This is a genomic window from Thermobifida alba (genome assembly GCF_023208015.1).
Lineage (GTDB): Bacteria > Actinomycetota > Actinomycetes > Streptosporangiales > Streptosporangiaceae > Thermobifida > Thermobifida alba.
Map to the genome: position 1 here is coordinate 4,452,203 of NZ_CP051627.1, position 19,210 is coordinate 4,471,412.

The following is a 19,210-nucleotide window of genomic DNA, read 5'->3' on the forward strand; positions in this document are numbered from 1 at the left end:
ACGCCCCGGAGGGGGCGGACCGCCGCGGCTCAGTCCCGCAGGACCTCCTCCACGACCATGGCGACCGCCTGCGCCCCGGCCTCGTTGAGGTGGACGTCGGGTCCCCGCTCGGTGTCGCACATCCACGTGTACTGGCACACGCGGTCCGTGTTGACCGGAAGCCCGTCCTCGCCCTCCTCGAAGTCCTCCATGGCGAACCGCGGGGCCATGTTCGCCACGGTGATGCCCTCGGCGTTGTAGGCGTCGGTGAGGGTGCCGTTGATCGCGGCCAGCATGCCGTTGGTGTAGTTGGCGGTGTCCTGGTAGGTCCGCTCGTCGTCGTCCTCCGCGGCGACGACGGCCGTCACCTCCTCCGCCAGGTACATCGCCAGCAGCGGGTTGTAGGAGGTCACCGCGACGATCTCGACGTCCTCGCCGGCGGCGGCACGCAGCCGCTGGGCGATCACGGGAGCGTCCTGCGCCACCTGCTCCAGGCTCTGGGCCACACACTCCCGGTCGATGGCGGTCGTCAGGGCGCCGTCCTCGCCGCGGGCGCACGCGAACAGGTTCTCGCCGCCGATGTTCACCGTCACCAGCCGCACCCGGTCCCGGTTCTCCTCCAGGAACGCCTCGGCGGCGGCCAGCTGCGACCCCTCCTCGTAGTCGCAGCCCTCGGCCCCGCCGTCGACGAAGGTGGCGGTGTCCTCGCCGACGCACCCCAGCTTCACGTGCTCCACCCCCGGGGGCTCGTCCGACAGGGCCGCGGCCACCAGGTCGGTGTAGCCCTTCTCGGTCTCGGCGGGCGTGCCCGACTCGTCGGGCTGCGCTCCGACCGCCAGGCCGTCACCCAGCGACAGGTAGTACTGCGTCTCCGCGTCGACCGAACTGCATGCCGAGGCCAGCAGCGCCACCGCGGCGGCGCATGTCCAAGAAAACCGGCGCATCGTCTCTCACGTCTCTTCTCTCGCAGGTGAATCGGTTGAGCGAGCCCCCTGCGTAGCATGCCGGTAACAGACCGCAAAAAGCTAGTCATCAACGGATCACGACTTCTGTCCGTTACCGTGACGTGTGAGGGGCCTGTGGCCGTGGCGGACGCCCTGTCCCGAAACGCCGGGCGGCCGTCAGTTCGGCTCGTCCAGCGGCGCCAGGACCGTCCGCAGCAGTGCGGCCAGCCGGTCGCGCTCGGTCGGCCCCAGTACCCCCAGCAGCGACTCCTCGTAGCGCAGCAGGTCCGCCAGGGCCGCGTCCACCCGCTCCCGCCCCTCGTCGGTGAGCCGGACCAGCACCCCGCGCCGGTCCGCCGGGTCCGGCAGCCGACGCACCAGCCCGTCCTCGGCCAGCCGGTCGATCCGGTTGGTCATGGTCCCCGAGGTCACCAGCGTGGCGCGCAGCAGCCGCCCCGGACTCAGCTCGTACGGCGCGCCCGAACGGCGCAGCTCGGCGAGGACGTCGAACTCCCACGGCTCCAGGTCGTGCTCGGCGAACACCGAACGGCGCGCGCGGTCGAGGTGTCGGGCCAGCCGGGAGACCCGGCTCAGCACCTGAAGCGGCTCCACGTCGAGGTCGGGACGCTCGGTGCGCCACGCCTCGACCAGACCGTCAACCTCATCACGCATGAACCCAGCATATCTCTTGATATCAAGATAATCAGCGGTCGCGGGGCCCCGTCACTCCCGCCGACGCGACCGCGCCACATCCACCCGCGGCTTGGCGTCCAGCCGGGACAGACCGTTCCACGCCAGGTTCACCAGGTGCGCCGCCACCACCTCCCGCTTGGGACGGCGCACCTCCAGCCACCACTGGCCGGTCAACGCGACCATGCCCACCAGTGCCTGCGCGTACAACGGGGCCAGTTTCGGGTCGTAGCCGCGCGCGCGGAACTCCTCCGCCAGCACGTGCTCCACCTGTGTGGCGATGTCGCTGATCAGACTCGCGAAACTGCCCGTCCCCGACGCCGCGTGCGAGTCGCGCGCCAGAATCCGGAACCCCTCGCTGTGCTCCTCCACGTACCGCAGCAGCGCCAGGGCGGCCCCCTCCAGCTTCTGCCGCGGGCTGCCCTCCACCAGCGCGTCGCTGACCAGGCCGAGCAGGCACTGCATCTCGCGGTCCACCACGACCGCGTAGACCCCCTCCTTGCCCCCGAAGTGCTCGTACACCACCGGTTTGGAGACCCCGGCACGCGCCGCGATCTCCTCCACCGACGTGGCGGCGAAGCCGCGTTCGGCGAACAGTTCCCTACCGATCGCGAGAAGCTGTTCCCGGCGCTCCTTGCCGGTCATGCGCTGCTTTTTGCGGGTTCTGGAATTCTGTTCGCTCACGGCTTCCATGATGACCGATCCGGTCAGGCCGCAACACGTTTGGCAGCCAGCCGCTCCGGGTCGGGCCAGCGCACCTTGGTGGCCCACCCCAGCTTCTCGAAGACCCAGATGGTCCGGGCGGAGATGTCGATCTGCCCCTTGAGCACCCCGTGCCGCGCGCAGGTCGGGTCGGCGTGGTGCAGGTTGTGCCAGGACTCCCCGAAGGACGGGATCGCCAGCCACCACACGTTGCGGGAGCGGTCGCGCACCGCGAAGTTCTCCTCGCCGATGGTGTGGCAGATCGAGTTGACCGACCAGGTGACGTGGTGCAGCACCGCGACCCGCACCAGGCTCGCCCAGAAGAACGCGGTGAACGCGCCCCACCACGACATGGTCACCAGACCGCCGATCACCGGCGGGATGAGCAGCGAGGCGAGCACGAACACCCAGAAGTACCGGTCGATGCGGACCAGGTCCCGGTCCTTGAGCAGGTCCGGGGCGAACCGCTTGGGCGAGGTCTTCTGCTCGTCCAGGAACAGCCAGCCCATGTGCGCGTAGACCATGCCCTTGGCCACCGAGCGCCAGTCGTCGCCGAACCGCCACGGCGAGTGCGGGTCGCCCTCGTGGTCGGAGTACTTGTGGTGGCGGCGGTGGTCGGCCACCCACTTGATGACTCCGCCCTCGATCGCCATGGAGCCGGCGATCGCCAGGGCGATCTTCAGCGGCCGGTTGGCCCGGAACGAGCCGTGCGTGAACAGGCGGTGGTAGCCCACCGTGATGCCCAGCCCGCCGACCAGGTAGAAGACCGCGCCGATGGCGATGTCGAGCCAGGTCAGCCCCCAGCCCCAGGCGAAGGGCACTGCGGCGGCGACCGCCAGCAGTGGCACGAACACGAAGGTGAAGACGGTGTAGCGCTCGGTTCTGGAGCGCTTCTCCTCCAGGATCTCCGGCTCGGGAGCCCGTCGTGTCTGGATTCTCTCGGATGTCGCGGACATTGCCCACCCCGTTCTGGACGGCCGTACGGATTGGAAGGGAGCCCCCGGACGGCCACTCCGCTCCTCGCGGGTGGCCGCACCCCACCTCACCAGGCGAATCCTGGTCAAGAGGCCGGACGGGCGGACAGGTGTGACGCCCGTCCGACCACCGGCGGTCGGACAACCTATACCTACGTAACCGTAACCTACGGGGTCGTAGGTTTGGCAAGAGGCGGGGGACGGTGATTCTCGATGCGCCTCCGCTACCCCGCTCCACCGGGGAAGATGTGGACAAAAGTGTCACTTCGGCGACAGAAGGTGCTTACCTGCACGAACTGCACCTGTGGACAACCGGGGAAGGTCTGGTGACGTCCCGCGGGCCCCCGCCAGGCTGGACGCATGACACGGAACAGGCCTCCCGACACCGACGGTGACGACTCCCTCCGCACCCGCGCGCTCGACCTGCGCGCGCGGGGGTGGAGCAACCCCGACATCCGCGCCGAACTGGGCCTGAGCAGCTGGAAGCTCACCCAGCTCCTCCACGGCCACGTCGAGCCCCGCCATCCCAACCTCGCCCACCGGGCCCGGCCCGACCTGCGCGCCCAGGCCCGCGACCTGCGCGTACAGGGCTGGAGCTACGACGCGATCGCCCGAGAACTGCGGGTCTCCAAGAGCAGCCTGTCCCTCTGGCTGCGCGACCTGCCGAAACCGGAGAGGCCCCACCCCGGGCCGGTGCCGAAGGAGCGGAACATGACCCAGGAGGAGTGGGAGGACCACTGCGCCAACCGTTGGGCGGCCCACCAGCGCCGTGGAGCCGAGGAGCGTCGGGCAGAGGTCGTCGCCGCGGCCCGACAGGTCGGAGAGTTGACGGACCGTGAGCTGCTCATCGCGGGGGCGATGGTCTACTGGGCGGAGGGGGCGAAGACCAAGCCGTGGAACCGCCGCGCTTCGGTGGTTCTCATCAACAGTGACCCTGACCTGATCCGCCTGTTCCTGCGCTTCCTCGAACTCCTCGGTTGGGGGACCGACCGCCTGACCTTCCGGGTGAGCATCCACGAGAGCGCCGGCGTCGAGGGGGCGGTCCGCTTCTGGGCGAAGACGGTCGGTGTTCCGCCGGACCGGTTCAGGAAGACCTCGTTGAAGAAGCACAACCCGAAGACGGTGCGGAGGAGGAAGGGGGCGTCCTACCGGGGATGCCTGGTCGTCTACGCGCGGAAGAGCGCGGGTCTCTACCGGTGTGTCCAGGGGCTGGCCATGGGAGCCATGATCGGAGCGGCCGAGACGGCCAGGCGGGTCAGCGCCGCCGCGGAGGAGCAGGAGGTCGGAGGGTGGGACGGCGCAGCTCAGGGGCCGTCCTGACCGCCGACCGGGCGGAGGGGGCCGGGGCGGGCTGAGGACTGGAAGACTTATCAGGATGCCTTAGGGTTCGGGGAAGGGTTATCTTGGTCCCTGGGCGGACGAGAGTGTCGACGGACTCCAGCCGACAGGCAAGATGTCCGCTTTATTCCCGGATGATGTAATTGGCAGCATGTGGGGTTTTGGTCCCCATCGTCCAGGTTCGAGTCCTGGTCCGGGAGCACCTCCACCGACCGGCGAGAACACCCCCAGTGGGAAACCTCATCAACCGGACGTCGGGTGCGGCTCCCCAAGGGCTCGGCCCCCCGTTCCCCGGCCGTGCTGCCCGCGCCGTTCCCGCTTTCGCGACCCACCCGCCGAGCCGCCCCAGGACACCTCCCGACCCGGATGTATGCTGCCTGTGTCGGTCCAGGACGTGAGTTCCGCATGCCCTGAGTGGGTCCCCGTTCCACCGTTTCGCCGACACCGCGTGTCGTGCACGGGGCCGCCGACCGCCGCGTATGCGCACGCACAACACCCGATTCCCGGTTCATCCGCCAGCGACGTGAGGAGTCGCCGCCAGTGAGCGCGAGCCGTCCAGCTGCCGTCATCGTCCTCGCGGCGGGCGAGGGCACCCGTATGAAGTCCAGGCACCCCAAGGTCCTCCACGAGATCTGCGGCCGGAGCCTGCTGGGCCACGTCCTCGCAGCCGCCGCCGAACTCGACCCGGAGCGCACCGTCGTGGTCGTCGGCCATGCCCGCGAACAGGTGACCGAGCATCTCAAGAGCATCGCCCCGGACGCCGTCACCGCGGTCCAGGAGGAGCAGAAGGGCACCGGCCACGCCGTGCGCATGGCGGTCGAGGCGCTGCGCGCCCAGGGCGTGGAGCTCTCCGGAACAGTCGTTCTGACCTGCGGCGACACTCCGCTGCTGCGGGGCCGGACGCTGCGCGGCCTGGTCGCCGCCCACGAGGAGGAGGGCAACGCCGTCACCGTCCTGTCGGCCCGCGTGCCCGACCCCACGGGGTACGGCCGGGTGGTGCGCGACGCCGACGGCGCCTTCACCGCGATCGTCGAGCACGCCGACGCCACCGAGGAGCAGCGCGCGGTCGACGAGATCAACTCCGGGATGTACGCCTTCGACGGGGCGCTGCTGTCGCAGGTGGTGCACCGGCTCTCGGCGGACAACGCCAAGGGCGAGGAGTACATCACCGACGCGGTGGCCCTGCTGCGCGGCGACGGCCACCGGGTGGGCGCGCACACCGCCGCCGACCGCTCCGAGGTCGAGGGCGTCAACGACCGGGTGCAGCTCGCCGAGGCGCGGCGGCTGCTCAACGCCCGGCTGCTGGAGCAGCTCATGCGCGACGGCGTCACCGTGGTCGACCCGGCCTCCACCTGGGTGGACGTCGACGTCCAGGTGGGGCGGGACGCGGTGCTCGAACCGCAGACCCAGCTGCAGGGGCGCACCGTCGTCGGCGAGGGCGCGCAGGTGGGCCCCTCCACGGTGCTGTACGACACCGAGGTGGGCGAGGACGCCGTGGTCTCGCACACGGTCGCCCGCGAGGCGGTGATCGGCCCGGAGGCCACCGTGGGCCCCTACGCCTACCTGCGTCCCGGCGCGCGGCTGGACCGCGGTGTGAAGATCGGCACCTTCGTCGAGGTGAAGAACTCGGCGGTGGGCGAGGGCTCCAAGGTGCCGCACCTGACCTACGTGGGCGACGCCGACATCGGCCGGGGGGTCAACATCGGGGCCTCCTCGGTGTTCGTCAACTACGACGGCGTGCGCAAGCACCGCACCGTGATCGGCGACCACGCGCGGACCGGCAGCGACAACATGTTCGTGGCTCCGGTGCGGGTCGGCGACGGCGCCTACACGGGCGCGGGGACCGTGGTCCGTGAGGACGTACCGCCGGGGGCGCTGGCCGTCTCGGCGGGGGCCCAGCGCACCATCGAGGGCTGGGTGGAACGCAAACGTCCGGGCACCCCTGCCGCGGAGGCCGCGGCGCAGGCCCGGGCCCGCTCGGAGGAGGACCGGTGAGCACGGCTCTGACACGCCTGGCACCGGACGGGCTCCCGGGCAGGCGAAGAGAGAACGACCGGAACTATGGGGGATGTTAACGTGACCGGCATGAAAGCCGCGGGTCAGAAAAAACTGATGCTCTTCTCGGGACGTACCCACCCCGACCTCGCGGCGGAGGTCGCGGCGGAGCTGGGTATCGAGGTGGTTCCCACCAGGTTCCAGGATTTCGCCAACGGGGAGATCTTCGTCCGTTACCTGGAGTCGGTCCGGGGCAGCGACGCCTTCGTCATCCAGTGCCACTCCGACCCGATCAACAAGTCCATCATGGAGCAGTTGATCATGGTGGACGCGCTGAAGCGGGCTTCGGCCAAGCGCATCACCGTGGTCACGCCGTTCTTCGGCTACGCGCGCCAGGACAAGAAGCACCGCGGCCGGGAGCCGATCTCGGCCCGGCTGATCACGGACCTGTTCAAGGCGGCCGGGGCGGACCGGCTGATGGCGGTGGACCTGCACACCGACCAGATCCAGGGGTTCTTCGACGGTCCGGTGGACCACCTGTTCGCGCTTCCCCTCCTCGCCGACTACGTGGCGGCCAACGTGGACCTGGCCAACGCGACCGTGGTGTCCCCGGACTCGGGCCGGGTGCGGACGGCGGACCGGTGGGCGGACCGGCTGGGCACCCCGCTGGCGATCATCCACAAGCGGCGCGACCCGGACGTGGCGAACGAGGTGCGGGTGCACGAGGTCGTCGGTGAGGTGCGGGGCCGCACCTGCATCCTGGTGGACGACATGATCGACACGGCGGGCACCATCGTCAAGGCGGCGGACGCCCTGTTCGAGCAGGGCGCGGCCAAGGTGATCGCGGCCGCGACGCACGGGGTGCTGTCGGGGCCCGCGGTGGACCGGCTGCGTGACTCGCGGATCACCGAGGTGGTCATCACCAACTCGCTGCCCGTGCCCAAGGACCGGCAGTTCGACAAGCTGACCCAGCTGTCGATCGCGCCGCTGCTGGCCAGGGCGGTCAACGAGGTGTTCAGCGACGGTTCGGTGACGAGCCTGTTCGAGTGACGTGCGCGGCCGGTCGGCGGGTGCGCGCTCCGCTGACCGGCCTGCTGTGCGCGAGGTGCCGGGTGAACCGTTAGACTGCTATGAGCTTCCCCGCGTGTGCGGGGCGATCTCCGTGCTCGCGCGGGCCGCTGTGGCAGTGGCACGGCGAGATCGTGTGTTCCCCGCGTGTGTGGGGGTTTCCCGCTGGTATGGAGCGGGGCTGTTTTCCGTAGAAGCCGTGTCTCCCCGTCACTGCGGGGGATGATCCACCAAGGAGTTTCGTCGTGTCCGAGGTACGTATCGCTGCCGAGCCGCGCACCGAGTTCGGTAAGGGCGCCGCGCGCCGCGCCCGTCGCGCGGGCAAGGTGCCGGCCGTCCTCTACGGCCACGGCTCCGCCCCTCTCCACCTCAACCTGCCGGGTCACGACCTGATGCTCGCTCTGAAGACCCCGAACGTGCTGCTGCGTCTGGAGGGGGTCGAGGAGAGCGCCAGCCTCGTGCTGCCCAAGAGTGTGCAGCGCGACGCGATCAAGGGTTTCCTGGAACACGTGGACCTGCTGGCCGTGCAGAAGGGCGAGAAGGTCGTGGTCGAGGTCCCGCTGCTGGTGAAGGGCGACGTCGGTCATGGCGGGGTGCTCAACCTGGAGATGGCGCAGGCTGAGGTGCGAGCCGAGGCCACCCGCATCCCCGAGGGGATCGAGGTGGACGTGGCCGGGCTTCCGGTCGGCACCAACATCACCGCCGGCGACCTGAAGCTTCCCGAGGGGGTCGAGCTGGCCATGGACGCGGACATGATCGTCATGTCCGTGGTCGCCGAGGCCGCTCCGGAGGCCGCCGCCGAGGAGGCGGAGGGTGAGGCTGCCGAGTAGGGCGATGCCGGAAGGTTTCTGTGGTGGTGCGCGGTCTTCTCACCCGGTTGTGGGGAGGCCGCGCGTCCGCGTCTGCGGGGCCTGACACGCGAGCGGTGGAGAGTGGTGCGGTGAGCGGCGAGCGTTGGCTGGTCGTCGGATTGGGCAACCCGGGGCCCAAGTACGCGGGCAACCGCCACAACGTGGGTTTCATGGTGGTGGACGAGTTGGCCGCGCAGCGGGGCGAGCGCTGGCGGTCGCACAAGGCGCACGCCGAGGTGGTGGAGACGCGCCTGGGGAACGTGCCGGTGGTGCTGGCCAAACCGAGGTCGTACATGAACCTGTCGGGGGGGCCGGTGGCGAACCTGTGCTCCTTCTACAAGGTCCCGGTGGAGCGGGTCGTGGTGGTCCACGACGAGTTGGACATTCCGTTCGCCTCGCTGAAGCTGAAGCGGGGCGGGGGGTCGGCCGGGCACAACGGGCTGCGGTCGGTCACGGCGTCGCTGGACTCTCCGGACTACGTGCGGGTGCGGGTGGGCATCGGCCGTCCACCGGGGCGGATGGACGCGGCCTCGTTCGTGCTGCGGGACTTCTCCACGGTGGAGCGCAGGGAGCTGGACGTGCACGTGGCGCGGGCGGCCGATGCGGTGGAGACGGTGGTGACGGCGGGGTTGGAGAAGGCCCAGCTGGTCTACCACACGGCGGCCTGAGCGGAGCGGGAGCGGCGGGGGCCGCGGCGCGGGGTTTCGGGGGCGAGTCGCCGCTCCGGGGCGCGGGGCGTGCCAGACTGGTGGTGGTCCGGGTGGGTGATGCCGGACGTGACGGTCCGGGGTCCGGGACGGGAGCGTACTGAACCTGGTGAGCACCATCAGAAACGATCACGAAGTGGCGCGTGACCTGGCGTTCGAGGCGGGGCAGCAGCTGCTGCGGCTGCGGGAGCGCAACGGATTCGACGAGCCGGAGGTGCTGCGCACCCTGGGGGACCGGGTGTCGCACGAGTTCCTCTTCTCCGCGCTGGGACGGTTGCGGCCCAGTGACGTGGTGCTGTCGGAGGAGGGGGCGGACGACCCCCGGCGGCTGGGCGCGCGCCGGGTGTGGATCATCGACCCGTTGGACGGCACCCGCGAGTTCGCCGAGGCCGGCCGGGTGGACTGGGCGGTGCACGTGGCGCTGTGGGAGAACGGGGAGCTGGTCGCGGGGGCGGTGTCGCTGCCCGCGCAGGGGAGCACGCTGTCGACGGTGGATCCGCCGTGGCTGCCGGAGGAGCGTCCCGCGGAGCAGCGGTTGCGGATCACCACGAGCCGGACGCGGCCGCCGGAGTTCGTGCGGCGGCTGGCGAACCGGTTGGGTGCCGAGCTGGTTCCGATGGGGTCGGCGGGCGCGAAGATCTGTTCGGTGCTGTTGGGGATCGCCGACATCTACATCCACGCGGGCGGCCAGTACGAGTGGGACAGTGCGGCCCCGGTGGCCGTGGCGCGGGCCTCCGGCCTGCACACGTCCCGGATCGACGGGAGTGCGTTGGCCTACAACCGGCCGGACCCCTACCTGCCGGATATCCTAGTATGTCGACCGGAGTTGTCGAGTATGTTGTTGGCCAGTATCCGCAACGTAGCGGATCTGGACAACGCGGGTCCCCACGCCGGAGCCTGAGGCCGCGCCTCGGCTCGGCGGACGCAGCGAGCACGAGGCGGGTTTCATGAGTCAGGTCAGCGACACCGTCGGACGGTACCAGCTTTCGCAACTCGACTTCCTTGAGGCCGAGGCGATCTTCATCATGCGGGAGGTCGCGGCCGAGTTCGAGCGTCCGGTGCTGCTCTTCTCGGGCGGCAAGGACTCCGTGGTCATGCTCCGGCTCGCCGAGAAGGCGTTCTGGCCCGCACCCATCCCGTTCCCCGTGATGCATGTGGACACCGGGCACAACTTCCCCGAGGTCATCGAGTTCCGCGACAAGCGGGTGGCCGAGCTGGGGGTGCGGCTGGTGGTGGCCTCGGTCCAGGAGCAGATCGACGCGGGGAAGGTGGTGGAGCCCACCGGCCGGTGGGCCAGCCGCAACCGGTTGCAGACCGCGGCGCTGCTGGAGGCGATCGAGGAGCACAGCTTCGACGCGGCGTTCGGCGGGGCGCGGCGCGACGAGGAGAAGGCACGCGCCAAGGAGCGGGTGTTCTCGTTCCGCGACGAGTTTGGCCAGTGGGACCCCAAGAACCAGCGTCCGGAGCTGTGGAACCTCTACAACACCCGGGTCAACCGGGGGGAGAACATCCGGGTGTTCCCGCTGTCCAACTGGACCGAGCTGGACGTGTGGCACTACATCCGCCGCGAGGAGTTGGAACTGCCCTCCATCTACTTCGCGCACCGGCGCCGGGTGTTCGAGCGTGACGGCATCCTGCTGCCCGACAGCCCCTACGTCACACGAGACGAGGACGAGGAGGTCTTCGAGGCCTCCGTCCGGTACCGCACGGTGGGCGACATGACGTGCACCGGCGCGGTGCTCTCCACGGCGACCGAGCTCGACGAGGTGATCGCCGAGATCGCGGCGACGCGGATCACCGAGCGCGGCCAGACCCGCGCCGACGACCGCAGCAGCGAGGCCGCCATGGAGGAGCGCAAGCGCGAGGGCTACTTCTAGCCGGTTGTGCGCCCTCCCACTTCACCCATCCGCGCCTACGCACTTGGACCACTGACCATGAGTACTGACATTCTGCGGTTCGCCACGGCCGGTTCCGTCGACGACGGCAAGAGCACCCTGATCGGCCGACTGCTGTACGACTCCAAGTCCATCTTCGAGGACCAGTTCGACGCGGTGGAGCGCACCAGCCGCTCCCGCGGGGAGGAACAGGCCAACCTGGCGCTGCTCACCGACGGCCTGCGGGCCGAACGCGAGCAGGGCATCACGATCGACGTGGCCTACCGGTACTTCGCGACCCCGCGGCGGACCTTCATCATCGCCGACACGCCCGGGCACCTGCAGTACACCCGCAACATGGTCACGGGCGCCTCCACCGCGGACCTGGCGGTGATCCTGGTGGACGCCCGCAGGGGCCTGCAGGAGCAGAGCCGCCGGCACGCCTTCCTGGCCACGTTGCTGCAGGTACCGCACCTGGTGCTCGCGGTGAACAAGATGGACCTGGTGGACTACTCCGAGGAGCGTTTCGAGGAGATCAAGGCGGAGTTCACCGCGTTCGCCACCAAGCTGGACATCCCGGACCTGACGTTCATCCCGATCTCGGCGCTGCACGGCGACAACGTGGTGGAGCGGTCGCTGAACATGCCGTGGTACGACGGCCCGTCGCTGCTGCACCACCTGGAGCACGTGCACATCGCCTCCGACCGCAATCTGATCGACGTGCGGTTCCCGGTGCAGTACGTGGTCCGGCCGCACCGGGCCGACGACCCGGACCTGCACGACTACCGGGGGTACGCCGGTCAGGTCGCGGGCGGGGTGCTCAAGCCGGGGGACGAGGTGGTGCACCTTCCGTCGGGGCTGACCACCCGGATCCGGCGGATCGTCACCGCGGACGGGGACGTGGCCGAGGCGTTCGCGCCGATGTCGGTGACGCTGCTGCTGGAGGACGACATCGACATCTCGCGCGGGGACATGATCTGCCGCCCGCACAACCGGCCGAGCGTCACGCAGGACCTGGACGCGATGGTGTGCTGGATGGCGGAGGGCCGTACCCTCACGCCGCGGACGAAGCTGCTGGTCAAGCACACCACGCGTACCGCCAAGGTCATGGTGCGGGACCTGCTGTACCGGCTGGACGTCAACACGCTGCACCGGGACGAGTCGGCGGAGGCCCTGTCGCTGAACGAGATCGGCCGGGTGTCGTTGCGGGTCACCCAGCCGCTCTTCGTGGACGAGTACCAGCGCAACCGGTTGACCGGCGGGTTCATCCTCATCGACGAGGGCACCAACGCCACGGTGGGTGCGGGCATGGTCCTCCGGACGGAGTGACGACCCCCGCCGTTCTCAGCGCCGTGACGGGGTCCTGCGGGGCCCTGTCGCGGCGCTGCCGTGTCTGCGGCGGAGACGGCCCAGAGGGGAGGGCTCGGTCGAGGGGCGGCACAGCAGTGCGGTGCGGGTCGGGGTGGTGACCCGGTCGTGGACCTCGACGGGGAGGGTGGGCACCCTCAGGAGGCGGGCGAGCAGGAGGAACGGCAGGGTGTCCCGCGCGCCGGTGGAGACGACCACGGCGGGCCGGTGGCGGGTGAACACGCGGACCGCCGTGAGGGTGTTGTCGAGCAGGGCGGTGAGGCGGCGGAGGGCGGGGCGGCGCGACAGGGGGAGCGGGGCGGAGGGCTCCCGGGCGGCGAGGTCGGCGGTGCGCAGGGTGACCCAGAACCGTTCGTGCACGTGCCACCAGGGACGCGGAGGCCACAGTTGGGCGGGGTGTCCGCCGTTGGTGGCGACGAGGAGGACAGGTGAAGCGGTCATGACCCCATCATGGCATAACTCATAGTGATTCATCTGTGACTTCGAGTGTCGATGTGCTGGTGATGGGGTTGTGATCGCCGTGCTTCCGGGGCGTGCCGGTGGAGCGCATACCGTGGTGGCATGCGTCTGACCGCCTTCACCGATCTGTCGCTGCGCATCGTGATGCGTCTGGCCGTCGCCGACGAGGAGGTGCTCACCACGCGTTCGGTGGCCGGGATGCTGGCCGTCCCCTACACGCACGCCGCCAAGGTGGTGGCGCGGCTGAGCGAGATGGGGCTGGTGGAGGCGCGGCGGGGGCGTGGCGGCGGGCTGCGGCTCACGCAGGCGGGGCGTGCGGCGAGGGTCGGCTCGATCGTCCGGGAGCTGGAGGGCGGTGGCGACGTCGTGGCCTGCGAGGACGATCCGCCGTGTCCGCTGCGGGCGGCCTGTCGGCTGCGTTGGGAGCTGCGTCGGGCGCAGGAGGCGTTCTTCGCCGCTCTGGACGAGGTGACCGTCGAGTCGCTTGTGGCGAGTCCCACAGGCCCGGTCCTGGTGGCGCTGCAACCGCCCGAAAGTTCGCAAAACAGCTCTTGACCTGCGAAAACAGTACTTTGTAGCTAGGTGGGGGGCAAAGGGGGACGGTGTGAGGCGCTCTTTAATATGCATCTCAGATGCAAATTAAGGGGGCGTTCCGGCTCCCCGACCCCTTGGAGGGCGCATGCTGTCAACCCAGTCCGCCGAGATCGTCCGCGCCACGCTGCCGGTGGTCGGAGCCCACCTCGACGAGATCACCGCGCGCTTCTACACGACGATGTTCGCCGACCGCCCCGAACTCCTCGACGGCCTGTTCAACCGGGCGAACCAGGCCAACGGGGAGCAGCGCCGGGCGCTCGCCGGATCCATCGCGGGATTCGCCGCAGCGCTGCTCGACCACCCCGATGAACGCCCCGACGCGCTGCTGTCGCGGATCGCGCACAAGCACGCCTCCCTCGCGGTCACCGACGACCAGTACGTCATCGTGCACAAGTACCTGTTCGGCGCGATCGCCGACGTCCTCGGCGAGGCCGCCACCCCCGAGGTCGTCGCCGCCTGGGACGAGGTGTACTGGTTGATGGGAGGCGCGCTGATCGCGATGGAGGCGCGACTCTACGCGGAGAAGGGCGTCGCGGACGGCCGCACCTGGCGGGAGTGGACCGTCGTGGACCGCCGTGCGGAGACCCCCGACGTGGTCTCGTTCGTCCTGCGGCCCAGCGACGGCGACCCCCTGCCCGCGCTCCGCCCCGGCCAGTACGTCAGCGTCCGTATGCGCATGCCCGACGGCATCCACCAGATCCGCCAGTACTCCGTCTCCGGCGGGGACGCGCACACCCGGCGGATCACTGTCAAGCGGGTCCGCGCGACGGAGAACGCCCCCGAGGGGGAGATGTCCACCCTGCTGCACACGGACACCCGGGTGGGCGACACGCTCACCGTCTCCGCGCCCTTCGGCGACGTGGTCCTGTCCGACGGCGACCGTCCGCTCGTGTTCGCCACGGCGGGCATCGGCTGCACCCCCGTCGTCGGCATGCTGCACCACCTCGCCGCCACCGGCGCGACCCGCCGGGTGCTGGCCCTGCACGCCGACCGCTCCCGTGCCGTCCACGCGCTGTGGAAGGAGACCTCCGAACTGGTCGCCGCGCTCCCGAACGCGCAGCAGGTCGTCTGGTACGAGGAGGGCGAGGGCGGCCTGGCCGGGCAGATGGACCTGGGCGGCCTGGAGATCCCCGCCGACGCCGAGGTCTACCTGTGCGGACCGCTGCCCTTCATGCGCCACGTCCGCGCCCAGTTCCTGACCGCGGGCGTGGCCGCCAGGGACATCCACTACGAGGTGTTCGGCCCCGACCTGTGGCTGCCGCAGGACTGACGCCGGCCGCGGCTTTCCGGGCCGCCCCGAGCCCGCGCCGGCCGCCCGGTCGGCGCGGGCGGGGCTCAGTCCCCGCCGCCCCCGTCGCCACCGCTGTCACCGCCGCTGTGGCCGTTGTCGTCGCCGCCCCGGTGGAGGAGGCCCCACTCTCCGCCGGAGCCGTCCCAGGACCCCGCGACCCTGTTGGTCGTGCGGCCGGTACCGCCGGAGGCGCGGCGGCCGCTCCGGCGGCCGCGCCGTACCGTCCCCCTCGTCAGCACGAAGAGCAGGCCGAGGAGAGCCGCGACGACGAGAGCGGCGAAGAGGGCCGCCAGGAACGCGACACCCCCCAGAATCGCCCCCAGGAACTCCAGGACCGTCCACAGGATTTCCATCGGTCGTCCTCACCTTGGTGCGGCGTGGAACGTTCCCGTCCGCGACGCCGCGTCCGAACTGTCGGGACGAGTGTAGGGAGGCGGACCGACGGTAGAAATGGGAAGTCGGTGGCCGGGGGCGGTCACTCCCGCGGACGCGGCCGGCGCCCCGGCTCGAAGACCGCCTCCACCAGCTCGGCGCACCACTTCAGCAGCTCCCGGTCGCGCAACTGCTTGCCGCTGATCCCGCCGGCCTTGGGCACCGGGACCAGCAGGGTGCGGGTGGTGTTCTTCAACACCGCCTTGGGGTAGAGCCGCCGCAGCCGCAGCTGCTGCGACTCGCGCAGCTCCACCGGGGCGAACCGGATCTGGCTGCCCTGCAGGACCACGTCGGTCAGCCCGGCGCTGCGGGCCAGCACCCGGAACCGCGCCACCGCCAGCAGGTTGTCCACCGGCTGCGGCAGCTCGCCGTAGCGGTCGAGGAGCTCCTCCCGCACCGCGGCGATGTCGTCCTCCCCCGCGACCTCGGCGATCCTGCGGTAGGCCTCCAGCCGCAGCCGCTCCCCCGGCACGTAGTCGTGCGGGATGCGGGCGTCGATGGGCAGCTCGACCTTGGTCTCGACCTCCTCGGCCGCCTCCTGGCCGCCTTTCAGCTCGCGCACCGCCTCGCCGACCATGCGCACGTACAGGTCGAAGCCGACGCCCGCGATGCTGCCGGACTGCTCGGTGCCCAGGATGTTGCCCGCGCCGCGGATCTCCAGGTCCTTCATCGCCACGTACATGCCCGCGCCGGTCTCGGTGTGCTGGGCGACCGTGGCCAGCCGCTCGTGCGCGGTCTCGGTGAGCGGCTTGTCCGGCGGGTACAGGAAGTAGGCGTAGGCGCGCTCCCGGCCGCGGCCCACCCGGCCGCGCAACTGGTGCAGCTGGGACAGGCCGTAGGTGTCGGCGCGGTCCACGATCAGGGTGTTGGCGTTGGGCACGTCCAGCCCGGACTCCACGATCGTGGTGGACACCAGGACGTCGAAGTTCTTCTCCCAGAAGTCGACCATCACCCGTTCGAGCTGGTTCTCGTTCATCTGGCCGTGGGCGTAGGCCACCCGCGCCTCGGGCACCAGGCGGCTCACCGTGGCGGCGACCCGGTCGATCGAGGCGACCCGGTTGTGCACGAAGAACACCTGGCCCTCACGCATCAGCTCCCGCCGGATGGCGGCGGCGATCTGCTTCTCGTCGTAGGGGCCGACGAAGGTGAGGACCGGGTGCCGCTCCTCGGGCGGGGTGAGGATCGTGGTCATCTCGCGGATGCCGGTCAACCCCATCTCCAGGGTGCGCGGGATCGGGGTGGCCGACATGGCCAGCACGTCCACCTGGGTGCGCAGCCGCTTCAGGGACTCCTTGTGCTCGACGCCGAAGCGCTGCTCCTCGTCGATGATCACCAGGCCCAGGTTCTTGAACCGGGTCTCCGGGGAGAGCAGCCGGTGCGTGCCGATGACCACGTCGACCTCGCCGGTGCGCATGCCCTCGCGGGTCTGCTCGATCTCGGCGTCGGTCTGGAACCGCGACATCGGGCGGACCGTCACCGGGAAGGAGGCGTAGCGCTCGGTGAACGTGGACAGGTGCTGCTGGACCAGCAGGGTGGTGGGCACCAGCACCGCCACCTGCTTGCCGTCCTGCACCGCCTTGAACGCCGCGCGCACCGCGACCTCGGTCTTGCCGTAGCCGACGTCGCCGCAGATCAGCCGGTCCATCGGTACCGGCTTCTCCATGTCGCGCTTGACCTCCTCGATCGCGGCGAGCTGGTCGGGCGTCTCCACGTAGGGGAAGGCGTCCTCCAGCTCCCGCTGCCAGGGGGTGTCCGGGGAGAACGCGTGGCCCGGGGAGGCCTGGCGCGCCGAGTACAGCCGGATCAGGTCGCCGGCGATCTCGCGGACGACCTTGCGCGCCCGGTTCTTGGCCTTGGTCCACTCGGCGCCGCCCATCTTCGACAGGGTGGGGGAGTCGCCGCCGACGTAGCGGGTGACCTCGTCGAGCTGGTCGGTGGGCACGAACAGGCGGTCGCCGGGCTGGCCGCGCTTGGACGGCGCGTACTCGATGACCAGGTACTCGCGGGTGGCGCCCTGGACGCTGCGGCTGACCAGTTCGATGTAGCGGCCGATGCCGTGCTGCTCGTGCACCACGTAGTCGCCCGGTTTGAGCTGGAGCGGGTCGACGCCGCGGCGGCGGCTCGGCATCCGCCGCATGTCCCGGGTGGAGGAGCGCTGCCCGACCAGGTCGGTCTCGGTGAGCACCACCGTGCGCACCGACCGCCACACGAACCCGTGCTCGATCAGCCCGGTGGTGACCGTCGCCACGGCGGGGTCGGGCGGCTCGGGCAAGGACTCGCGCAGCTGCGTGCCCAGGCCCGCGTCGCGCAGCATGGACGCCAGCCGTTCGGCCGGTCCCTGGCCGGGGGTGAGCAGCACCACCCGCCACCCCTCGTGCAGCCAGGACTTGACGTCGGCGATCGCGCGTTCGGTGTCGCCCCGGTAGGCGTCCGCGGCCGCCGCACCGAGCAGGACGGAGTCGTCCTCCTCGGCGTCGGCGGGGGCGCCCGGGTCGAAGGGGGTGACGGTCCACCACGGCAGTCCAAGTTCGTGGGCGCGCGACCGCAGTTCGGCGATCGACTGGTAGGCGGAGCCGCCCAGGTCGATGGGGGCCTCACCGCCGGAGGCCGCGTTGATCCAGGACGCGTCGAGGAACTCCTGGCTGGTGGCGACCAGCTCCTCGGCGCGGGTGCGGATGCGTTCGGGGTCGCAGCCCACGATGTGGGTGCCCTCGGGCAGCAGGTCGAGCAGCAGCTCCATGCGGTCGCAGAGCGCCGGGGCGAACGCCTCCATGCCCTCCACCGCCACACCGTCGGCGATCTTGTTCAGGACCTCGGCGAGCGCCGGGTGCTCGGCGGCCAGGGCGCGGGCGCGTTCCCGCACGGTGTCGGTGAGCAGCAGCTCCCGGCAGGGCGGCGCGAACAGGCCCGCCTCGGCGGTGCCGCCGACGTGGCCGGGCTTGCTGATGGAACGCTGGTCGGCGACCTGGAAGTAGCGGATCTCCTCCACGGAGTCGCCCCAGAACTCCAGGCGCAGCGGGTGCTCCTCGGTGGGCGGGAACACGTCGAGGATGCCGCCGCGCACCGCGATGTCGCCGCGCTTCTCCACCAGGTCGACGCGCGCGTAGCCGGCGTCGACCAGGGCCTGGACGACCTCGTCCAGTTCCACGGAGTCGCCCGCGCGCACCCGTACCGGCTTGAGGTCGCCGAGACCGGCCACCAGCGGCTGCAGGACGGCGCGCACGGGGGCGACCACCACCCGCAGCGGGGCGGTGAGCGGGTCGGAGGGATCGGGGTGGGCCAGACGGCGCAGGACCGCCAGGCGCTGGCCCACGGTGTCGGAGCGGGGGGACAGGCGTTCGTGCGGCAGGGTCTCCCACGCGGGGAACAGGGCCACCGAATCGGCGGGCAGCAGCGACCCCAGGGCGCTGCTGAGGTCGGCGGCCTCGCGCTCCGTGGCGGTGACGGCCAGGACGGGGCGCTGCGCGCCCACGGGGGCGTCGGCGGCGAGTCCGGCCACGACGAGGGGGCGCACCGCCGGAGGTGCGACGAGGTCGAGGTGGGGATCGTGGCCGCTGCGGGCGGTCTCGATCGCGCGGTTCAGGGCCGGGTCGCCGGTGACGACGGAGAGAAGTCCATTGAGGCTCATATCACCAGGTGGGGCGTGTGACGGCGGACACCCGCCGAGCAGCGGGCGCGGGACGGAGGCGGAGTCGGTGTTCCCCGATACAGCCTACGCGGGGCGCCGCGGCGGCCGCATCAGAAATCGGCGGACCTGTGGACGGGGTCGACGGCGGACGCCGGAGAGGCCCACCCAGGGGGAAACGTCGCGGACGGCCGCGGTGTTCCCGGGACCCGCGGGAAATCCCGGGCCTGCCGCCGCCCCCGGGGCCCGGGGCGAGCCCCCGGCGGGCCCGCGCCGCCCCTACTCTTGGGCGGGAAGTCCGTTCGACGAGGGAGCCGCG

At 70.9% G+C, this 19,210-nt stretch carries 17 protein-coding genes; 10 read left to right on the forward strand and 7 right to left on the reverse strand.

Features of this window, described 5'->3' with window-relative positions:
• Nucleotides 1-29: 29 nt before the first annotated feature.
• The 4 genes from FOF52_RS19925 to FOF52_RS19940 form a co-directional block, all read right to left on the reverse strand.
• Nucleotides 30-923, reverse strand: coding sequence for an SGNH/GDSL hydrolase family protein (locus FOF52_RS19925; protein WP_248591418.1), 894 nt, complete (start codon nt 921-923; stop codon nt 30-32).
• Between the two features lie 177 nt (nt 924-1,100).
• Nucleotides 1,101-1,595: a MarR family winged helix-turn-helix transcriptional regulator gene (locus tag FOF52_RS19930; RefSeq protein ID WP_248591419.1), complete on the reverse strand. Its 495-nt coding sequence runs from the start codon at nt 1,593-1,595 to the stop codon at nt 1,101-1,103.
• A 51-nt stretch (nt 1,596-1,646) separates the two neighbouring features.
• Complete coding sequence (locus FOF52_RS19935) at nt 1,647-2,306, reverse strand: TetR/AcrR family transcriptional regulator (RefSeq protein WP_248591420.1); 660 nt, start codon at nt 2,304-2,306, stop codon at nt 1,647-1,649.
• A 14-nt stretch (nt 2,307-2,320) separates the two neighbouring features.
• Entirely contained in the window at nt 2,321-3,271 is a 951-nt protein-coding gene (locus tag FOF52_RS19940; RefSeq protein WP_248591421.1) for an acyl-CoA desaturase, read from the reverse strand.
• A gap of 378 nt (nt 3,272-3,649) precedes the next feature.
• Here FOF52_RS19940 and FOF52_RS19945 point away from each other — a divergent pair, with 378 nt between their 5' ends.
• The 8 genes from FOF52_RS19945 to cysN all read left to right on the forward strand — a co-directional run bounded on the left by FOF52_RS19945 (nt 3,650) and on the right by cysN (nt 12,451).
• Nucleotides 3,650-4,609, forward strand: coding sequence for a hypothetical protein (locus FOF52_RS19945; RefSeq protein ID WP_248591422.1), 960 nt, complete (start codon nt 3,650-3,652; stop codon nt 4,607-4,609).
• Nucleotides 4,610-5,167: 558 nt separating this feature from the next.
• Nucleotides 5,168-6,622: a bifunctional UDP-N-acetylglucosamine diphosphorylase/glucosamine-1-phosphate N-acetyltransferase GlmU gene (glmU, locus tag FOF52_RS19950; protein ID WP_248591423.1), complete on the forward strand. Its 1,455-nt coding sequence runs from the start codon at nt 5,168-5,170 to the stop codon at nt 6,620-6,622.
• 81 nt (nt 6,623-6,703) lie between these two features.
• Nucleotides 6,704-7,672 (forward strand): ribose-phosphate diphosphokinase, encoded by a 969-nt coding sequence (locus FOF52_RS19955; RefSeq protein WP_282573756.1) that lies wholly within the window; start codon nt 6,704-6,706, stop codon nt 7,670-7,672.
• Between the two features lie 263 nt (nt 7,673-7,935).
• Nucleotides 7,936-8,520 (forward strand): 50S ribosomal protein L25/general stress protein Ctc, encoded by a 585-nt coding sequence (locus FOF52_RS19960; RefSeq protein WP_248591425.1) that lies wholly within the window; start codon nt 7,936-7,938, stop codon nt 8,518-8,520.
• Nucleotides 8,521-8,630: 110 nt separating this feature from the next.
• Nucleotides 8,631-9,209 carry an aminoacyl-tRNA hydrolase gene (gene pth / locus FOF52_RS19965; RefSeq protein WP_248591426.1) on the forward strand — a complete coding sequence of 193 codons (579 nt, stop codon included), beginning with the start codon at nt 8,631-8,633 and terminating at the stop codon, nt 9,207-9,209.
• A 148-nt stretch (nt 9,210-9,357) separates the two neighbouring features.
• Nucleotides 9,358-10,149, forward strand: coding sequence for a 3'(2'),5'-bisphosphate nucleotidase CysQ (locus tag FOF52_RS19970; RefSeq protein ID WP_248591427.1), 792 nt, complete (start codon nt 9,358-9,360; stop codon nt 10,147-10,149).
• A 46-nt stretch (nt 10,150-10,195) separates the two neighbouring features.
• Nucleotides 10,196-11,125, forward strand: a complete 930-nt coding sequence (gene cysD / locus FOF52_RS19975) for a sulfate adenylyltransferase subunit CysD (RefSeq protein WP_248591428.1) — start codon at nt 10,196-10,198, stop codon at nt 11,123-11,125.
• Between the two features lie 57 nt (nt 11,126-11,182).
• A complete protein-coding gene (cysN, locus tag FOF52_RS19980) occupies nt 11,183-12,451 on the forward strand; it encodes a sulfate adenylyltransferase subunit CysN (RefSeq protein WP_248591429.1) in 1,269 nt (422 codons plus the stop codon).
• Between the two features lie 15 nt (nt 12,452-12,466).
• Here the strand turns inward: cysN and FOF52_RS19985 are convergent, their stop codons facing one another.
• Nucleotides 12,467-12,931: a hypothetical protein gene (locus FOF52_RS19985; protein ID WP_248591430.1), complete on the reverse strand. Its 465-nt coding sequence runs from the start codon at nt 12,929-12,931 to the stop codon at nt 12,467-12,469.
• A gap of 120 nt (nt 12,932-13,051) precedes the next feature.
• Between FOF52_RS19985 and FOF52_RS19990 the strand changes: the two genes are divergently transcribed.
• Complete coding sequence (locus FOF52_RS19990; protein WP_248591431.1) at nt 13,052-13,504, forward strand: RrF2 family transcriptional regulator; 453 nt, start codon at nt 13,052-13,054, stop codon at nt 13,502-13,504.
• 124 nt (nt 13,505-13,628) lie between these two features.
• Nucleotides 13,629-14,813 (forward strand): globin domain-containing protein, encoded by a 1,185-nt coding sequence (locus FOF52_RS19995; protein WP_248591432.1) that lies wholly within the window; start codon nt 13,629-13,631, stop codon nt 14,811-14,813.
• 65 nt (nt 14,814-14,878) lie between these two features.
• Here the strand turns inward: FOF52_RS19995 and FOF52_RS20000 are convergent, their stop codons facing one another.
• Both FOF52_RS20000 and mfd read right to left on the reverse strand, forming a co-directional pair.
• Nucleotides 14,879-15,187 (reverse strand): hypothetical protein, encoded by a 309-nt coding sequence (locus FOF52_RS20000; protein WP_248591433.1) that lies wholly within the window; start codon nt 15,185-15,187, stop codon nt 14,879-14,881.
• 122 nt (nt 15,188-15,309) lie between these two features.
• A complete protein-coding gene (mfd, locus tag FOF52_RS20005; RefSeq protein WP_248591434.1) occupies nt 15,310-18,894 on the reverse strand; it encodes a transcription-repair coupling factor in 3,585 nt (1,194 codons plus the stop codon).
• Between the last annotated feature and the right edge of the window lie 316 nt (nt 18,895-19,210).